The sequence below is a fragment of the Pseudomonas sp. NDM genome, from assembly GCF_003105095.1.
Lineage (GTDB): Bacteria > Pseudomonadota > Gammaproteobacteria > Pseudomonadales > Pseudomonadaceae > Aquipseudomonas > Aquipseudomonas moraviensis_A.
The window spans coordinates 1-17,406 of the sequence record NZ_QETJ01000104.1 but is presented as its reverse complement, the minus strand read 5'-3'; the positions used below and the strand labels follow the sequence as shown (position 1 = coordinate 17,406).

Genomic DNA, 17,406 nt, shown 5'->3' with positions numbered 1-17,406 from the left:
CCTTCGGCAGCTCCTACAGGATGTACGCCGTCCCAATGTAGGAGCTGCCGAAGGCTGCGATCTTTTGCTTTTCAAGTGAACTGGAATGTATCGGCATCCAGGTTCGCCGGGAAACGTTCGCGATAAGCAGCCAACGGCGCAGCTTCCAGAATCACTTTGAACACGCCATCCGCCTCCCCCGCCGCCAGCAAAGTCTCGCCCTGGAAATCCAGCACCTGACTGTCACCGGTATACGCGAAGCCCTTGCCATCGCTGCCCACCCGATTCACCGCCGCTACGTAGCAGAGGTTTTCAATCGCACGCGCCGGCAGCAAGCGATTCCAGTGCAGACGCCGTGCGCCCGGCCAGTTCGCGGTGTACAGCAGCAGATCGGTGTCCTGCGCGTCGCGGCTCCACACCGGGAAACGCAGGTCGTAGCAGATCAGCGGACGAATCCGCCAGCCCTTGAGTTCGAACTGCACCTGACGCTCGCCCGGGGTGTAATGGTTGTGCTCGCCGGCCATGCGGAACAGGTGGCGCTTGTCGTAATGCAGCACTTCGCCGTCCGGCCGCGCCCACAGCAGGCGGTTACGATGGCTGCCGTCAGCCGCCTGAATGATCACGCTGCCAGTGATGACCGCATCGAACTTCGCTGCCTGCGTCCGCAGCCATTTGCTGGTCGGCCCGTTTTCCGCCTCGGCGAGGGTTTCCGATTCCATGGAAAACCCGGTGGTGAACATCTCCGGGAGGATGATCAGATCGGCACCACGGGCCTGCTCCAGCAATAGCTCGAAATGCTCGAGGTTGGCCCGGCGATCGTGCCAGGCCAGGCTCGTCTGGATCAGCGCCAGGGTCAGGTCGGGCAATGTACTCAGATCACGCATAGTTTCGCCGCCGCTTCACGCAGCGTCTCCTCGCGTTTGGCAAAGCACAGGCGTATCAGGCGCTGGCCTTGCGGTGGATTCTGGTAGAACACCGACACCGGAATGCTCGCGACACCGTGCTCGCGGGTCATCCACATGGCCATGTCGACATCATTCAGATCGGGACGGATCTGCGAATAATCGACCAGCTGGAAATAGGTGCCGCTCACCCGGGTGAAGCTGAAGCGCGACGGCGCGAGCAGATCGCAGAACAGATCGCGCTTGGCCTGATAGAAGCCCGGCAACTGTTCAACGTGCTCCGGGTGCTCGGCCATGTAGTCGGCCAGCGCGTATTGCAGCGGTGTCACGCCACAGAAACTCACGTACTGATGCACTTTACGCAGCTCGGCCGTCAGGGCCGGCGGCGCGACGACGTAGCCGGTTTTCCAGCCAGTGACGTGGTAAGTCTTGCCGAACGAGCTGACCACGAACGCCCGCTGATACAGCTCCTCATGGGCCAGCACGCTGACATGCGGTACGCCGTCGAACACCAGGTGTTCGTAGACTTCGTCGCTGATCAGGTAGATGTCGCGATCACGGATCAACGCCGCCAGTTGATCGAGCTCGTCGCGGCTGATCAAGGCGCCGCTCGGGTTATGCGGTGTGTTGATGACGATCATTTTCGTGCGCGGGCTCAGGGCCGCGGCGAGCTGGTCGAAATCGATGGAGAAATCGTCCGGGTTCAGTTGCACATGCACGCAACGACCACCTGCCAACTCCGTGGCCGGTGCATAGCTGTCGTAGCACGGATCGAACACGATGACTTCGTCGCCGCTGTGGATAACTGCCTGAATCGCGCAGAAGATTGCCTGAGTCGCACCGGGCGTCACTGTCACTTCGTGATCGGCATCGACATTCACGCCATAACTGCGCGCGATCTTCGCCCCGATCTGCTCACGCAACGCCGGCAATCCGGTCATCGGCGAATACTGGTTATGGCCACTGGCGATATGCCGCCCGACCGCATCACGCAGCGACTGCGGCCCGTCGAAATCCGGGAAACCCTGAGACAGGTTGATCGCGCCGGTCTGCGCCGCGAGCTGAGACATCTGCGTGAAAATAGTGATGCCGACATTCGGCAGCTTGCTGGTGATCATCGGGGGTTCTCTGCTCAACACCCGGCTCTGACGACGGCGCGGGAGAGCCCGAGGATAGCCCATCCGGCGCTCATAAAAAAAGGGCGCCTGAACGGCGCCCTTCTTCTTTGCCAGCACACCGAACTCTGTGGCGAGGGAGCTTGCTCCCGCTCGGCTGCGCAGCAGTCGCAAAGCAGCCCGATGCGTTCTGTCTGAACGACTACGGTTGCAGGCTTCGGGATCGCTTCGCGATCCAGCGGGAGCAAGCTCCCTCGCCACAAAAATCCCACTCCAGACAGTCAATCACTTCTTGTCGCGGCGCTTCTTGCTGGCTTTTTTGTTGTGCGACATCAAGCGACGCTTCTTGTTGACCTGGCGGTCGGTCAGCGTGTTCTTGTTGCCTTCGTACGGGTTCTCGCCGCCCTTGAACTCGATGCGGATCGGCGTACCGACCAACTTGAGTACACGACGGTAAGTGTTTTCCAGATAGCGGACGTACGACTTCGGCACTTTCTCGATCTGGTTACCGTGGATCACGATGATCGGCGGGTTCGCGCCACCCAGGTGAGCGTAACGCAGCTTGATCCGGCGGTTGTTGACCATCGGTGGCGCGTGCTCGCCCACCGCATCTTCCAGAATCTGGGTGAGGCGGTTGGTCGGCCAGCGGGTAACCGCGGACTTGAACGAGTTCTGCACCGAGGCGTAGAGGTTGCCCACGCCAGTACCGTGCAGCGCCGAGATGAAGTGAATGTCGGCGTAGTCGACGAAGAACAGCCGGCGTTGCAGCTCGACCTTGACGAAGTCGCGCTCACTCGGCGTCATGCCGTCCCACTTGTTGATCGCGATGACCAGCGCACGACCGGATTCGATCGCGAAGCCCAGCAGGTTCAAGTCGTGATCGACCACACCCTCGCGGGCGTCCATGACGAAGATCACCACGTTGGCGTCTTTGATCGCCTGCAGGGTTTTGACCACGGAGAATTTTTCGACTTCTTCGTGGATCTTGCCGCGCTTGCGCACACCGGCGGTGTCGATCAGCGTGTACTTCTCTTCATTGCGTTCGAACGGAATGTAGATACTGTCGCGGGTAGTGCCGGGCTGGTCATACACGATGACGCGGTCTTCACCGAGCATGCGGTTGACCAGAGTCGACTTGCCGACGTTAGGACGGCCGATGATGGCGATCTTGATCCCGTCTTTCTCGCTCGGGCCAGGAATGCGCTTGGCTTCCTCGCCTTCGGCGACGACTTCTTCCTCTTCACCTTCAGCCGGCTCGTCATCATCGCGCGGGAATTCGCTCAGGGCGGCTTCCAGCAGTTGCGTGATGCCACGGCCGTGGGCGCCGGCGATCGGGATCGCGTGGCCCATGCCCAGCGGGGCGAATTCGGCGCGGGCCATTTCCGGGTCTATGTTGTCGACCTTGTTGGCCACCACGTGGGAACGCTTGTTACGTTTGCGCAAATGCTCGGCGATCATCTGGTCGGCAGCGGTAAAACCGGCCTTGGCATCTACCAGAAACAGCACCACATCGGCTTCTTCGATGGCCAGCAGCGACTGCTCGGCCATTTTTTCGTCCATACCATGTTCGTCACCGGAGATACCGCCGGTGTCGATCAGAATGTAGGAACGCCCTTGCCACTTGGCCTCACCGTACTGGCGATCACGGGTCAGACCGGACAGGTCGCCGACGATGGCGTCACGAGTCCTGGTCAGGCGGTTGAACAAGGTGGACTTGCCGACGTTCGGTCGGCCCACCAGGGCGATTACGGGAACCATGCGGCTCTCCACTGCGTTATTTCAGAAAATACAAAAGCCGCTGCGAGGCAGCGGCTGGTGCTCGGGGCAACACCCGGGGGCGCTGCAAAACCCTGCTGATGCAGGGCCGCTTGGGGATGAACCCCAAGCATAGTTGTTACTTGATGGTCAGGGCTTCCAGTTTGCCGCTGTTGCCATACACATAAATCGTGTCGCCCACCACCAGCGGACGGGCACGCAGGCCGTCGCTGTCGATGCGTTCACGGCCGACGAAACGACCGTCGACCTGACTCAGCAGGTGCAGATAACCTTCCAGGTCACCCACAGCTACGTAGCTGGAGAACACTTCCGGTGCCGACAGTTGACGGCGAGCCAACGAATCGTTGCTCCACAGTGCAGTGGTCGAACGCTCGTCGACGCCTTCGACGGTGCCCGAGGACAGGCTCACGTAAACGCTGCCGAAACCCTGAGCGATACCGGCGTAGCTCGACGCATCGCGCTGCCACAGTTGGCGACCGCTTTCCAGGTCCAGTGCCGCCACGCGACCCTGATAGCTGGCGACGTACAGCGTGCCGCCAGACAACAGCAGACCGCCGTCGATGTCGACCACGCGCTCCAGTTCCGAACGACCCTGTGGAATGGCGATACGTTGTTCCCACACCGGCACGCCGTTGGTGATATCCAGAGCGACCACTTTACCGGTCGACAGGCCAGCTACCGCCAGACGATTGGTCACCAGCGGAGCACTGGTGCCACGCAGGGTCAGGACCGCCGGGGTGCTGTCATACACCCAGCGCTGGTTGCCAGTGGCCGCGTCCAGACCGATCAGACGATCGTCCTGGGTCTGTACAACCACCACGTCGCCGTTGTTGGCCGGCGGCGCGAGGACTTCACTGTTGACGCGGGCACGCCACTTCTCATCACCATTGCTGGTATCGAGCGCGACAACTTCGCCACGCAGGGTACCGATCAGTACCAGACCGTAACCCACGCCAACGGCGCCGGAGACAGGCAGTTCCAGATCCTGGTCCCACTTCACGTCGCCGTTGCTGCGATCCAGCGCCATCACCACGCCAGTGACATCAGCGGCGTAGATGGTGTCACCGTCGATCGCCGGCACCAGCATGTTGTAGGTTTCGCCCTGACCGTCACCGATCGAGCGGCTCCACTGCTTGTGCAGAACGACTTCTTCTTTGAAGTCGGTCAGTTCGGCCGGTGGCAATTCTTTCTTGCTGTTGCTGCTGCAACCCGCGGCCAGAAGGGCCAGAGCCAGCAATGCTGCATGCTTCCAACGGATCACGTCACGCATCCCCTTTGGCCAGGTCGTCGAGCTTGATTTGAAGGCCACCGACCGCCGCTTCATCCGACAGTGCCGCCTTGGCTTTTTGATACGCCTTGTTCGCGTCATCGGTACGGCCCAAGCGCACCAGCAGGTCGCCCTTGAGTTCTTCGCGAGTGGCCAGGAACGCTTTGTCGGCATCGCCGTCGAGCAGTTTCAGGGCATCTTCAGCCTTGTCCTGCGCGCCCAGCACTTGCGCCAGACGCTGACGGGCGATTTCGCCCAGCGCCGGGTTGGCCGGTTTGTCGACAATGGCTTTGAGTTCGGTCGCCGCGTCGTCCAGCTTGCCGCTGTCGACCGCTACTTTGGCGACGAACAGGCTGCCGTACTGCGCGTAGGCCGAACCGCCGTATTCGCTGTTGAGCTTGCCGGCCAGATCGGCAACGCGGGCCGCATCAGGCTTGCCGTCAGGCGTCAGCGTGGTTTCCAGCAATTGCTGATAGAGCACCGAGGCGCCTTGCGACTGGTTGCTCTGGTACTTGTGATATGCCTGCCAGCCGAACACGATGACCAGCGCCAACAGGCCGCCGGTGACCAGAGGTTTGCCGTTGCGTGTCCACCAGTCCTTCAAATCCGCCAACTGTTCGTCTTCGGTACTCGACACCCCAATACTCCTTAATCGCTAAATCGGCTGTTAAGACAGCTTCAACCCTGCACGACGCAGGTGGCCAGGTGAGCGGCGAGCGCATCCCAGGCAATGCTTTGTTGTTCGCCCTGGCCACGCAGGGGTTTGAAACCTACCACTTGCTGGGCCATTTCGTCGTCACCGAGGATCAATGCGTACAGCGCACCGCTCTTGTCGGCCTTCTTGAACTGGCTTTTGAAACTGCCGGCGCCGGCATTGACTTGCAGGCGCAGGTTTGGAAGTTGATCGCGAACCCGTTCGGCCAGGGCCAGACCGGCCAGCTCGGCTTCTTCACCGAAGGCGCAGAGGTAGACGTCGACCTGACGGGAAATTTCTTCCGGGATCTGCTCGAGGGTTTCGAGCATCAGGACCAGGCGCTCGATGCCCATGGCGAAACCCACGCCCGGGGTTGGCTTGCCGCCCATCTGCTCGACCAGACCGTCGTAACGGCCGCCCGCGCACACGGTGCCCTGGGCGCCGAGCTTGTCGGTGACCCATTCGAAAACGGTTTTGCTGTAGTAATCGAGGCCGCGCACCAGTTTCGGGTTGAGCACGTAAGGAATGCCGACGGCATCCAGACGCGCCTTCAGTCCTTCGAAGTGAGCACGGGACTCGTCGTCGAGGTAATCGGCCATTTTCGGCGCATCGACCAGCACGGCCTGGGTGTCGGCATTTTTCGTGTCGAGCACGCGCAGCGGGTTGGTTTTCAGGCGACGCTGGCTGTCTTCGTCGAGCTTGTCGTGGTGCGCCGAGAGGTACTCGACCAGCGCTTCACGATAGCGGCCACGGGATTCGCTGGTGCCGAGGCTGTTGAGTTCGAGCTTGACCGCATCTCGAATGCCCAGCTCGCCCCACAGGCGCCAGGTCATGATGATCAGCTCGGCGTCGATGTCCGGACCGTCGAGGTTGAACACCTCCAGACCGATCTGGTGGAACTGGCGATAGCGGCCTTTCTGCGGACGCTCGTGGCGGAACATCGGGCCGATGTACCAGAGTTTCTGCACCTGACCGCCGCCGGTGATGCCGTGTTCGAGCACTGCGCGCACGCAGGCCGCGGTGCCTTCCGGACGCAGGGTCAGGGAGTCGCCATTGCGGTCTTCGAAGGTGTACATCTCTTTTTCGACGATATCGGTGACTTCGCCGATCGAGCGTTTGAACAGCTCGGTGAACTCGACGATCGGCATGCGGATCTGCTTGTAACCGTAGTTATCCAGCAGACGCGCCACAGTGCCTTCGAAATAACGCCACAGCGGGGTCTGTTCGGGCAGGATGTCATTCATGCCACGAATGGCTTGCAGAGACTTGCTCACAAAATTTCCTTAATTCGTTCGATCAGCCGCGCGCAATAACGGCAGCGTCAGCTTCGACCTTTTCGGCCGCTTTCTGGCGGATCAGCTTTTCCAGCTCGTCCACCAGATTGTCATTCGTCAGCTTCTGCGACGGCTTGCCGTCGATGTAAATCAGGTTTGGCGTGCCGCCGGTCAAGCCGATATGGGCTTCCTTGGCTTCGCCGGGGCCGTTGACCACGCAACCGATGACCGCGACATCCAGCGGCACCAGCAGGTCTTCAAGGCGCCCTTCCAGCTCGTTCATGGTCTTGACCACATCGAAGTTCTGCCGCGAGCAGCTCGGGCAGGCGATGAAGTTGATGCCACGGGAACGCAGATGCAAAGACTTGAGAATGTCGTAACCGACCTTCACTTCCTCGACCGGATCGGCCGCCAGCGAGATGCGGATAGTATCGCCAATCCCTTCGGCGAGCAGCATACCTAGGCCCACGGCGGATTTCACCGTGCCCGAACGCAAACCGCCAGCTTCGGTGATGCCCAGGTGCAATGGCTGAACGATTTCTTTCGCCAGCAAACGGTAGGCTTCGACAGCCATGAACACGTCGGAGGCCTTCACGCTGACCTTGAAGTCCTGGAAATTCAGGCGTTCGAGGTGCTCAACGTGGCGCAGCGCGGATTCGACCAATGCGGCCGGGGTCGGCTCGCCGTATTTCTTCTGCAGGTCTTTTTCCAGGGAACCGGCGTTGACGCCGATGCGGATCGGAATGCCGCGATCACGGGCCGCATCGACCACGGCACGCACGCGGTCTTCGCGACCGATGTTGCCCGGGTTGATACGCAGGCAGTCGACGCCCAGTTCGGCCACGCGCAAGGCGATCTTGTAGTCGAAGTGAATGTCGGCCACCAACGGCACTTTGACCAGTTGCTTGATCCTGCCGAACGCCTCGGCGGCGTCCATGTCCGGTACCGAGACGCGAACGATGTCGACGCCGGCAGCTTCCAGACGATTGATCTGCGCCACGGTCGCGGCCACGTCATTGGTGTCGCTGTTGGTCATGCTCTGCACAGCGATCGGCGCGTCGCCGCCCACCGGTACGTTGCCGACCCAGATCTTGCGCGATTCGCGACGTTTGATTGGAGATTCGCCGTGCATGACTTATTGACCCAACTTCAGGCGAGCAGTCTCGCCACTGGTGAACGGAGCGATATCGACCGGTTGGCCGTTGTAGCTGACCTGTGCCGCGCGGGCAACGCCCAGACGTACAGCGAGCGGCGGCTTGCCGGAAACACTCACGCTGTCGCCTTTATGCTTCAGGCCGCTGAAAATCACTTTGCCACGGCCATCGGTCACCTGTGCCCAGCAATCGCCTGTGAACTGCAGCTGGACCTGACCTTCGCCGGCAACCGGCGCAGCTGCTTCAGCGCTTGGCGCTTGAGCAACCGGCGCGGTCGGGGCAGGTGTCGCTGGGACATTCGGCGCTGGAGTGGCCGGAGCCGCCACCACTGGCGCAGGCGTCTGTGCCGGTGCGCTTGGCGCAACTGCCGGGGCAGCTGGCTCGGTCGCTGGCGCAGCGGATTCGGCACCGGTGGATTCAGCGCTGGTTTCCGACTGCGGCAAGGCCAGCGAAGTCGAGTTGTCAGCCTGATCTTCCGGCTCGTCGATCGGGTGAATCTGCGTGGTGCCGTCAGCGCCTTCGACTTCGACGTGCTCCGGCGCGAGGCTGGTCAGATCGCGGGTGCGCTGCGAGGTCTGATCCTGCCACCAGACGAAACCGCCGCCGATGACCGCGATCAGCAGCAACAGGCTGACGATACGCAAAATCGTGTGGGAAACGCGCACCGGCTCTTCGATCCGACCGAGGGCGTGAACGTTGCTGCCCTGGGAGTCGGTGCCGGTGGACTGGTCGAATTGCTGAACCAGAACGGTCTGGTCCATGCCGAGCAATTTGGCATAGGCGCGAATGTAACCGCGAGCGAAGGTATGCCCCGGCAGCTTGTCGAAAGCGCCGGCTTCAAGATTGCTCAGGGACGTCACGGTGAGGTTGAGCTTGAGGGCCACTTCGGCCAGCGACCAGCCATTGCTTTCGCGGGCCTGGCGCAGGGTCTCACCGGGATTAACGCGATTCGCTGCTACAACTTCGGGATGCGCCGCTTTCATCATTGCTCCGACAGGTATTGCTGATATTCCGGCGTACCGGGATAGAGTCGTTTTAATTGCAGACCGTAACTGGCTGCCTTGTCGCGATCTTCAAACACTTTTGCCAGCCGAACGCCGAGCAATAGACTACGTGCATTTTGTTCGGTCAGCTGGCTGAAACGGTCGTAATAGTCACGCGCGGGCACATAATGCCTGTCTTCGAAGGACAACTCAGCCATTTCCAGCAATGCGCGTGGTTGTTGGCGGTTCAGGCGCAGGGCTTTTTCCAGCTGTTGCTGCGCCAGATCACGCTGGCCCAGCTTGGCGGCGGTCATGCCGAGGTTTTCGAAGACCCGCGAACGCTCAGGATACAGGGTATCGGCGGCCGCTTGTTCAAAACGCTCGTAGGCTTCCTTGTAGCGTTGTTGTTCGTAGAGAAAACTGCCGTAGTTGTTGAGGATGCGCGCATCGGCGGGACGGGAAGACAGGGCCTTGCGAAAGTGCTCGTCGGCCAGTGCAGGCTCCATTTCGGCCTGAAACACCAGACCGAGGGCCGCATTGGCGTCAGGGTCGGATCCGTCCAGCTCCAGCGCTTTCTTCAAGGGCACCTTGGCCCGCTCGGTCATGCCCTGCTGCAGGTAGCCCAGCCCCAGCTGCACGTAGGCAGCCCGCGCTTCATCGCGGCCCTTGCTGGTCTTCATCGGGTTGTAGTCACCCGACAGGACACAACCAGCGCACAGGCTGGCCAACAGCAACAGCAGCGCAAAGCGCAGGGACATAGAGATCCTCTCTTAGTTAGTGTTCGCGGCGTTCTGTGCCAGATCGCTGTCGGCGCTCAACTCGCGCACGGCGATGTAACGTTCGCTGCGACGGGTGCGATCCAGCACCTGCCCTACCAATTGACCACATGCGGCATCGATGTCTTCACCACGAGTGGTGCGCACGGTGACGTTGAAGCCGGCCTGATGCAACTGATCCTGGAAGCGGCGGATGGCATTGTTGCTCGGCCGCTCGTACCCGGAGTGCGGGAACGGGTTGAACGGGATCAGGTTGATCTTGCACGGGATGTCTTTGAGCAGCTCGATCATTTCCACCGCGTGCTCAAGCTTGTCGTTGACGTCCTTGAGCAAGGTGTACTCGATGGTCAGCACACGTTTCTCGCCAAGGGCGGACATGTAGCGCTGGCACGACTCGAGCAGCATCTTAAGCGGATATTTCTTGTTGATCGGCACCAATTGGTTACGCAATGCGTCATTTGGTGCGTGCAGCGACAACGCCAGGGATACGTCGATGTGCTTGGCCAGCTCATCGATCATCGGCACCACACCCGAGGTGGACAGGGTCACGCGGCGCTTGGAGATCCCGTAGCCGAGGTCATCCATCATCAGATGCATGGCGGCGACGACGTTGTCGAAGTTCAGCAACGGCTCGCCCATGCCCATCATCACCACGTTGGTGATGGCGCGGTCGACGGTGGCCGGGACGCTGCCGAAAGATTTGTTGGCAATCCACACCTGACCGATGACTTCGGCGGCGGTGAGGTTGCTGTTGAAGCCTTGCTTGCCGGTGGAGCAGAAACTGCAATCCAGGGCACAGCCTGCCTGGGACGAAACGCACAAGGTGCCGCGTTTGCCCTGGGGAATGTACACGGTCTCGACGCAGCTGCCGGACGCCACGCGCACCACCCATTTACGGGTGCCGTCGCTGGAGATGTCCTCGCTGACCACTTCCGGACCACGTACTTCAGCAATGGCCTTGAGCTTGTCGCGCAAGGCTTTGCTGACGTTCGTCATGGCATCGAAATCATCGACGCCAAAGTGGTGAATCCATTTCATTACCTGACCGGCACGGAAACGCTTCTCCCCGATTGAGTCGAAGAATTTTTCCATTTCCGGCTGGGTCAGACCCAGCAGGTTTGTTTTAACAGTCGATGTAGTCATGGATTCACCTTCACTCTGCAAGCAATGCTTAGCGAGTGGTTACTTCAGTAGCTGCGAAGAAGTAAGCGATTTCGCGAGCGGCAGCAGCTTCGGAGTCCGAACCGTGAACGGCGTTGGCGTCGATCGATTCAGCGAAGTCAGCACGGATGGTGCCGGCAGCAGCTTCTTTAGGGTTGGTAGCGCCCATCAGCTCACGGTTGCGAGCGATAGCGTTTTCGCCTTCCAGAACCTGAACGACAACCGGGCCGGAAGTCATGAAAGCAACCAGGTCACCGAAGAAACCGCGCTCGCTGTGCTCAGCGTAGAAGCCTTCGGCTTCGGCTTTGGACAGTTGCTTCAGTTTCGAAGCTACAACGCGCAGGCCAGCGTCTTCGAAGCGAGTGGTGATCTTGCCGATCACGTTTTTAGCAACGGCGTCAGGCTTGATGATGGAGAAAGTACGTTGAACAGCCATGGTGTAACTCCAGAAACGGTAATTTGCGAAAAATTAAACCCGCGAATTATACGCGGGTTCTTGGGTATTGCCTAACCTGCGAGACGATCAGTCCGATTCTGCGGCCCAAAGCTCCTGAACCGCTTCAAGCACCTTCTCGCCGACCCGACCAGAAGTAGCATCGAAGTCAGGCAGCTCAAGGATCATCTGCTGCAGACGGACAAAACCTACAGAGTATGGATCGAGCCCCTCGTGGGCCTCGGCCAGCTCTTCGGCAATGCGTTGAACATCATTCCAACCGTAGCTCATGACAGTCTTACCAGTCAGTGCGGCGCTTCGGCCGCATGGTTAAGCGAATATTTCGGAATCTCGACGGTGAGGTCTTCCTCACCGACGATGGCCTGACAGGCCAGACGCGATTGCGCTTCAAGGCCCCAGGCACGATCGAGGAAGTCTTCTTCCAGCTCGTCAGCCTCTTCCAGCGAGTCGAAACCCTCGCGGATGATGCAGTGGCACGTGGTGCAGGCGCAGACACCGCCGCAGGCGCTTTCCATCTCGATGTGGTGTTCGTGGGCCAGTTCGAGAATCGATGTGCCGGGCGCAGCCTCGACCACCATGCCTTCAGGGCAGAACTTCTCGTGGGGCAGAAAAATGACCTGCGGCATCAGATATCCTCGATTTCATTCAGGTTGCGCCCCGACAGAGCGGCTTTCACCGTCAGATCCATGCGGCGGGCAGCAAAAGCATCGGTCACTTGCGACAGACGCTTGGTCTGCTGCTCGATGGCGTAACCATCGGTACCTTTCATCAGTTCGGCCAATTCCTGCATCTGCAGTTCGATGACCATGCGCTCTTCGGCGTCGAGCAAACGTTCGCCATCGGTATCCAGCGCACCCTGCACTGCTTCGAGCAGGCGCTGGGCATCGACTTGCTGCTCGCGCAGAACGCGGGCGACCTTGTCGTCATTGGCGTGCTGGAACGAATCCTTGAGCATCTTGGCGATTTCGCCATCGGTCAGGCCGTAGGACGGCTTGACCTGAATGCTCGCTTCAACGCCCGAGCCCAGCTCACGGGCAGACACGCTGAGCAGACCGTCGGCGTCGACCTGGAAGGTCACGCGAATCTTCGCCGCACCGGCCACCATCGCCGGAATGCCGCGCAATTCGAAGCGCGCCAGCGAGCGGCAGTCGCTGATCAGCTCGCGCTCGCCCTGCAAGACGTGGATCGCCATGGCCGACTGGCCGTCTTTATAAGTGGTGAAATCCTGAGCGCGGGCGACGGGAATGGTGGTGTTGCGCGGAATCACCTTTTCCATCAGACCGCCCATGGTTTCCAGCCCCAGGGACAGCGGAATCACGTCGAGCAGCAGCAGTTCGCCGCCATCGCGCTTGTTGCCAGCCAGGGTATCGGCCTGGATCGCGGCCCCGATGGCCACCACTTGATCCGGGTCGATTTCCGTCAATGGCTGACGACCGAAAGCTTCGGCAACGGCCTCGCGAACACGCGGCACGCGGGTCGAACCGCCGACCATGACCACGGCGTGGACGTCTTCCAGCTCGATACCGGAATCGCGAACGGCGCGGCGGCAGGCTTTCAGGCTGCGCGCGACCATCGGCTCGATCAGCGCATCGAATGCTTCACGGGTCAGTTGTGCTTTCCAGTCGCCGTAAGCCACTTCCACACTGGCCGCGTCGGTCAGGGCTTCTTTGGCCGCACAAGCGGTTTGCAGCAGATTGCGTTGTGCGCCCGGATCGAGATCGGCGGACAGGCCAGCGCTCTCGATGATCCAGCCGGCAATCGCGTGGTCGAAATCATCGCCGCCCAGCGCGCTGTCGCCGCCAGTGGCCAGAACTTCGAAAACGCCGCCGGTCAGACGCAGGATCGAAATATCGAAAGTACCGCCACCCAGGTCGTAGATCGCCACCAGACCTTCGGCGTGCTGATCCAGACCATAAGCCACGGCAGCAGCGGTGGGCTCATTGAGCAGACGCAACACGTTCAGACCGGCAAGCTTGGCGGCATCTTTGGTCGCCTGACGCTGAGCATCATCGAAGTAGGCAGGAACGGTGATCACCGCGCCAACCAGTTCGCCGCCCAAGGTCGCTTCGGCACGCTGACGCAGGACCTTGAGAATATCGGCGGACACTTCGACCGGGCTTTTCGGGCCTTGCACGGTGTCGATGAACGGCATGTGCGATTCGCCACCGACAAAGCGGTACGGCAGTTGCTCGCCCAGTTGCTTGACGTCGGAAAGACCACGACCCATCAAGCGCTTGACCGACAGCACGGTATTCAGAGGATCGGAGGATGCAGCGAGCTTGGCCGACTCGCCGACTTCGACGCGGTCAGCGTGATAACGCACGGCGGACGGCAGGATGACCTGCCCGTTGGCGTCGGCCAGCGGTTCGGAGAGACCACTGCGCAGCGCAGCGACCAGCGAATTGGTAGTACCCAAGTCGATCCCCACAGCCAGACGACGCTGGTGCGGTTGAGGACTTTGGCCGGGTTCGGCGATCTGCAGTAGAGCCATGGTGATCAGGTCTTGTCTGTCTGTCAGCGTGCAATCAGGGCAGCGCTGGGTTAATCGTCGAGGCGCTCTTCCAGCTGGCGCACTTCGTAGGTGAGCTTGTCGAGGAACTGCATGCGCCGCATCAGGCGTTCGGCCTGCTCGCGTTGCGCTGCATCATCCCAACAGGCTGCGAAGCTTTCGTTGAGCTGCTCCTGAGCTGCCTTCAAGCGACGCTTGAATACCGCGACACCGTCGAGGTCGGCACTGTCCTGCAGATCTTCGAGCTCTTCGCGCCATTGCATCTGCTGCAGAAGAAACTCGGGATCGTGGACGGTGACTTCCATCGGCACTTCATGCCCGCTGATCTTCAACAGGTAGCGTGCACGCTGGGCCGGGCTCTTGAGCGTCTGGTAGGCGTCGTTGAGCCGCGCCGATTGCTCGAGCGCCGAGCGCTGCTCGCGCTCCGAAGCGTCGGCAAAACGGTCGGGATGGACGCCGCGCGCCAACTCACGGTAGCGCGTGGCCAACTGCTCGAGATCCAGGCGGAATCTCGGCTGCAGCTCGAATAAAGCGAAATGACAAGGAATACCCACGACCAGCCTCAGATGTTGAAGCTTTCGCCGCAGCCACACTCACCGCGCACGTTGGGGTTGTTGAACTTGAAGCCTTCGTTCAACCCTTCCTTGACGAAATCGAGCTCGGTGCCGTCCAGGTAGGCCAGGCTTTTCGGGTCGATGATCACTTTTTCGCCGTGACTCTCGAACACCTGATCCTCCGCCACTACCTCGTCGACAAACTCCAGCACGTAGGCAAGGCCGGAACAGCCTGTGGTGCGAACACCCAGACGAATCCCTTCACCTTTGCCGCGCCCGTCGAGGGAGCGCCGCACGTGTCGAGCAGCCGCTTCTGTCATGCTGATAGCCATCGGTGACTCCTTACTCGTCGCCAAATCTTGAAAGTCAGATCAAGCCTTTCTTCTGCTTGTAATCGCGAACTGCCGCTTTGATAGCGTCTTCTGCGAGCACGGAGCAGTGGATTTTCACTGGCGGCAGGGCCAGTTCTTCGGCCAGCTGAGTGTTCTTGATGGTTTCGGCTTCGTCCAGGGTCTTGCCTTTCATCCACTCGGTAGCGAGGGAACTGGAGGCGATCGCCGAACCGCAGCCGTAGGTCTTGAACTTGGCGTCTTCGATAACGCCCTGATCGTTGACCTTGATCTGCAGGCGCATCACGTCGCCGCACGCCGGAGCGCCGACCATGCCGGTGCCGACATCAGGATCTTCCGCGTTCATCTTGCCGACGTTGCGCGGGTTTTCGTAGTGGTCGATGACCTTTTCGCTGTAAGCCATGATTCTCAATCCTCACTCATCAGGGCCGCTCTTGAGACCCTGCAACTGCGCTGCGTAAACCGCCGCGTCGCTACAGGATCTGTATCCGGCGGCTTCTATAGTTAGTGTGCCGCCCACTCGATTTTCGAGATATCGACGCCGTCTTTGTACATGTCCCACAGCGGCGACAGAGCGCGCAGCTTGGTAACGGCCTCGCAGACTTTCTGCGCGGCGTAGTCGATTTCTTCTTCGGTGGTGAAACGGCCGAAGGTAAAGCGGATCGAGCTGTGTGCCAGTTCGTCGTTGCGGCCCAGGGCGCGCAGTACATACGAAGGCTCCAGGGACGCCGAGGTGCAGGCCGAACCGGACGATACCGCCAGATCCTTGAGCGCCATGATCAGCGACTCGCCTTCAACGTAGTTGAAGCTCAGGTTCAGGTTGTGCGGAACGCGGGCGGTCAGGCTGCCGTTGACGTACAGCTCTTCCAGATGCTCGACCTGCTGGTAGAAACGGTCGCTCAAGGCTTTGATGCGCACGTTTTCAGCGGCCATGTCTTCCTTGGCTACGCGGAACGCTTCACCCATGCCGACGATCTGGTGGGTAGCCAGGGTGCCGGAGCGCATGCCACGCTCGTGACCGCCGCCGTGCATGGTCGCTTCGATGCGCACACGCGGCTTGCGGCTGACGTACAGCGCGCCGATGCCTTTAGGGCCATAAGTCTTGTGGGCGGAGAACGACATCATGTCGACTTTCAGCTTCTGCAGGTCGATCTCGACCTTGCCAGTGGACTGAGCGGCGTCGACGTGGAACAGCACACCCTTGGCGCGCAGCATCTCGCCGATGGCGGCGATGTCGTTGATGGTGCCGATTTCGTTGTTGACGTGCATCACCGACACCAGGATGGTGTCTTCGCGCAGGGCCGCGTCGATCATTGCCGGCGTGATCAGACCGTCTTCGGTCGGCTCGAGGTAGGTCACTTCGAAACCTTCACGCTCCAGTTGGCGCATGGTGTCGAGGACAGCCTTGTGCTCGATCTTGCTGGTGATCAGGTGCTTGCCCTTGGAGGCGTAGAAATGTGCCGCGCCCTTGATCGCCAGGTTATCGGATTCGGTGGCACCGGAGGTCCAGACGATTTCACGCGGGTCGGCATTGACCAGATCGGCCACCTGACGACGGGCGTTTTCGACGGACTCTTCAGCCTTCCAGCCGAACACGTGGGAACGGGACGCCGGGTTACCGAAGTTCCCGTCGACCAGCAGGCATTCACTCATTTTCTGCGCAACGCGCGGATCAACCGGGGTGGTTGCAGAGTAATCAAGGTAAATCGGCAATTTCATGGACTATCTCCTAAATCAGGGCTGGCGTGCCGCGGGTAGCTCTTCGGCTGTCATTCGACGGCGGACGCTTCAATCTTGTCCAGGCGTGGCGCCTTGCTGCTGCAACGGCGCTGGTCCTGACGCTGGGCCACTTCTTGTACCTCACGGCGAGTCACAAGGTCGGCCAAGCTGATACCGCTCAGAAATTCGTGAATCTGCAGGCTCAAGTCGCACCACAGATGGTGGGTCAGGCAGGTATCACCGGAATGGCAATCGCCCTGGCCCTGGCACTTGGTGGCATCGACCGATTCGTTCACCGCATCGATCACCTGGGCGACCTGGATGCCCTGCATGTCGCGGGACAACTGGTAGCCACCACCCGGACCGCGAACGCTGGAAACCAGGTTGCTGCGGCGCAGCTTGGCAAACAGCTGTTCGAGGTAGGACAGGGAGATGCCTTGGCGCTCGGAGATATCGGCCAGAGACACCGGCCCGTGCTGCGCGTGCAACGCCAGGTCAAGCATGGCGGTCACGGCGTATCGGCCTTTTGTAGTCAGTCGCATGGACAGTTACCACGGAGTTCGGAATGGGCGGGAGTATGCAATTCCCGAGCATTTAAGTCAACTATAAGACCTAGTGCTTTAGTCGGGTTTACCCGCAAAAGAGCGCGCGCATGATAGCAAAGGCCTGCGGCGTACAGCCAGCGGAACCGCGCTATCGTTATTCGCGAGCAGGCTCGCTCCCACTATTGGAATGCATT

Annotated in this window: 19 protein-coding genes; all 19 read right to left on the bottom strand. The window is 60.5% G+C overall.

Going from position 1 to position 17,406, the window contains the following annotated elements:
- Positions 1-71: 71 nt before the first annotated feature.
- The 19 genes from DCO47_RS18900 to iscR all read right to left on the bottom strand — a co-directional run bounded on the left by DCO47_RS18900 (position 72) and on the right by iscR (position 17,209).
- The gene (locus tag DCO47_RS18900; RefSeq protein WP_064364341.1) at positions 72-863 is read right to left on the bottom strand and encodes an amidohydrolase; all 792 of its coding nucleotides are present in this window, start codon (positions 861-863) and stop codon (positions 72-74) included.
- Positions 851-1,999 carry a pyridoxal phosphate-dependent aminotransferase gene (locus DCO47_RS18895; RefSeq protein WP_116658669.1) on the bottom strand — a complete coding sequence of 383 codons (1,149 nt, stop codon included), beginning with the start codon at positions 1,997-1,999 and terminating at the stop codon, positions 851-853. The genes DCO47_RS18900 and DCO47_RS18895 overlap by 13 nt, the downstream gene beginning before the upstream one ends.
- A gap of 282 nt (positions 2,000-2,281) precedes the next feature.
- Positions 2,282-3,754: a ribosome biogenesis GTPase Der gene (gene der / locus DCO47_RS18890; protein ID WP_024014210.1), complete on the bottom strand. Its 1,473-nt coding sequence runs from the start codon at positions 3,752-3,754 to the stop codon at positions 2,282-2,284.
- Between the two features lie 136 nt (positions 3,755-3,890).
- Entirely contained in the window at positions 3,891-5,042 is a 1,152-nt protein-coding gene (gene bamB, locus DCO47_RS18885) for an outer membrane protein assembly factor BamB (RefSeq protein WP_116658668.1), read from the bottom strand.
- Positions 5,035-5,676, bottom strand: a complete 642-nt coding sequence (locus tag DCO47_RS18880) for a tetratricopeptide repeat protein (protein WP_016773334.1) — start codon at positions 5,674-5,676, stop codon at positions 5,035-5,037. The genes bamB and DCO47_RS18880 overlap by 8 nt, the downstream gene beginning before the upstream one ends.
- A 41-nt stretch (positions 5,677-5,717) precedes the next feature.
- A complete protein-coding gene (gene hisS, locus DCO47_RS18875) occupies positions 5,718-7,007 on the bottom strand; it encodes a histidine--tRNA ligase (RefSeq protein WP_042608336.1) in 1,290 nt (429 codons plus the stop codon).
- A 22-nt stretch (positions 7,008-7,029) separates the two neighbouring features.
- Entirely contained in the window at positions 7,030-8,139 is a 1,110-nt protein-coding gene (ispG, locus tag DCO47_RS18870) for a flavodoxin-dependent (E)-4-hydroxy-3-methylbut-2-enyl-diphosphate synthase (RefSeq protein ID WP_042608337.1), read from the bottom strand.
- Between the two features lie 3 nt (positions 8,140-8,142).
- A complete protein-coding gene (locus DCO47_RS18865) occupies positions 8,143-9,144 on the bottom strand; it encodes a RodZ family helix-turn-helix domain-containing protein (RefSeq protein WP_116658667.1) in 1,002 nt (333 codons plus the stop codon).
- Positions 9,144-9,902 carry a type IV pilus biogenesis/stability protein PilW gene (pilW, locus tag DCO47_RS18860; protein WP_042608339.1) on the bottom strand — a complete coding sequence of 253 codons (759 nt, stop codon included), beginning with the start codon at positions 9,900-9,902 and terminating at the stop codon, positions 9,144-9,146. Before pilW ends, DCO47_RS18865 begins: the two co-directional genes overlap by 1 nt.
- A 12-nt stretch (positions 9,903-9,914) precedes the next feature.
- On the bottom strand, positions 9,915-11,063 hold the full coding sequence (rlmN, locus tag DCO47_RS18855) for a 23S rRNA (adenine(2503)-C(2))-methyltransferase RlmN (protein ID WP_024014215.1): 1,149 nt from the start codon (positions 11,061-11,063) through the stop codon (positions 9,915-9,917).
- Between the two features lie 28 nt (positions 11,064-11,091).
- On the bottom strand, positions 11,092-11,517 hold the full coding sequence (ndk, locus tag DCO47_RS18850) for a nucleoside-diphosphate kinase (RefSeq protein WP_024014216.1): 426 nt from the start codon (positions 11,515-11,517) through the stop codon (positions 11,092-11,094).
- Positions 11,518-11,604: 87 nt separating this feature from the next.
- A complete protein-coding gene (gene iscX, locus DCO47_RS18845; RefSeq protein ID WP_042608340.1) occupies positions 11,605-11,805 on the bottom strand; it encodes a Fe-S cluster assembly protein IscX in 201 nt (66 codons plus the stop codon).
- A 14-nt stretch (positions 11,806-11,819) separates the two neighbouring features.
- Positions 11,820-12,161, bottom strand: coding sequence for an ISC system 2Fe-2S type ferredoxin (fdx, locus tag DCO47_RS18840; RefSeq protein WP_016773327.1), 342 nt, complete (start codon positions 12,159-12,161; stop codon positions 11,820-11,822).
- Positions 12,161-14,026 carry a Fe-S protein assembly chaperone HscA gene (gene hscA / locus DCO47_RS18835; protein ID WP_065616634.1) on the bottom strand — a complete coding sequence of 622 codons (1,866 nt, stop codon included), beginning with the start codon at positions 14,024-14,026 and terminating at the stop codon, positions 12,161-12,163. The genes fdx and hscA overlap by 1 nt, the downstream gene beginning before the upstream one ends.
- Positions 14,027-14,076: 50 nt before the next feature.
- The gene (hscB, locus tag DCO47_RS18830) at positions 14,077-14,598 is read right to left on the bottom strand and encodes a co-chaperone HscB (protein ID WP_116658666.1); all 522 of its coding nucleotides are present in this window, start codon (positions 14,596-14,598) and stop codon (positions 14,077-14,079) included.
- Positions 14,599-14,606: 8 nt separating this feature from the next.
- Positions 14,607-14,930, bottom strand: coding sequence for an iron-sulfur cluster assembly protein IscA (gene iscA / locus DCO47_RS18825; protein ID WP_003227904.1), 324 nt, complete (start codon positions 14,928-14,930; stop codon positions 14,607-14,609).
- Between the two features lie 34 nt (positions 14,931-14,964).
- Positions 14,965-15,351 carry a Fe-S cluster assembly scaffold IscU gene (gene iscU, locus DCO47_RS18820; protein WP_003227907.1) on the bottom strand — a complete coding sequence of 129 codons (387 nt, stop codon included), beginning with the start codon at positions 15,349-15,351 and terminating at the stop codon, positions 14,965-14,967.
- 101 nt (positions 15,352-15,452) lie between these two features.
- Positions 15,453-16,667, bottom strand: coding sequence for an IscS subfamily cysteine desulfurase (locus tag DCO47_RS18815; protein ID WP_039761430.1), 1,215 nt, complete (start codon positions 16,665-16,667; stop codon positions 15,453-15,455).
- Positions 16,668-16,717: 50 nt separating this feature from the next.
- Complete coding sequence (iscR, locus tag DCO47_RS18810) at positions 16,718-17,209, bottom strand: Fe-S cluster assembly transcriptional regulator IscR (protein WP_016773323.1); 492 nt, start codon at positions 17,207-17,209, stop codon at positions 16,718-16,720.
- Between the last annotated feature and the right edge of the window lie 197 nt (positions 17,210-17,406).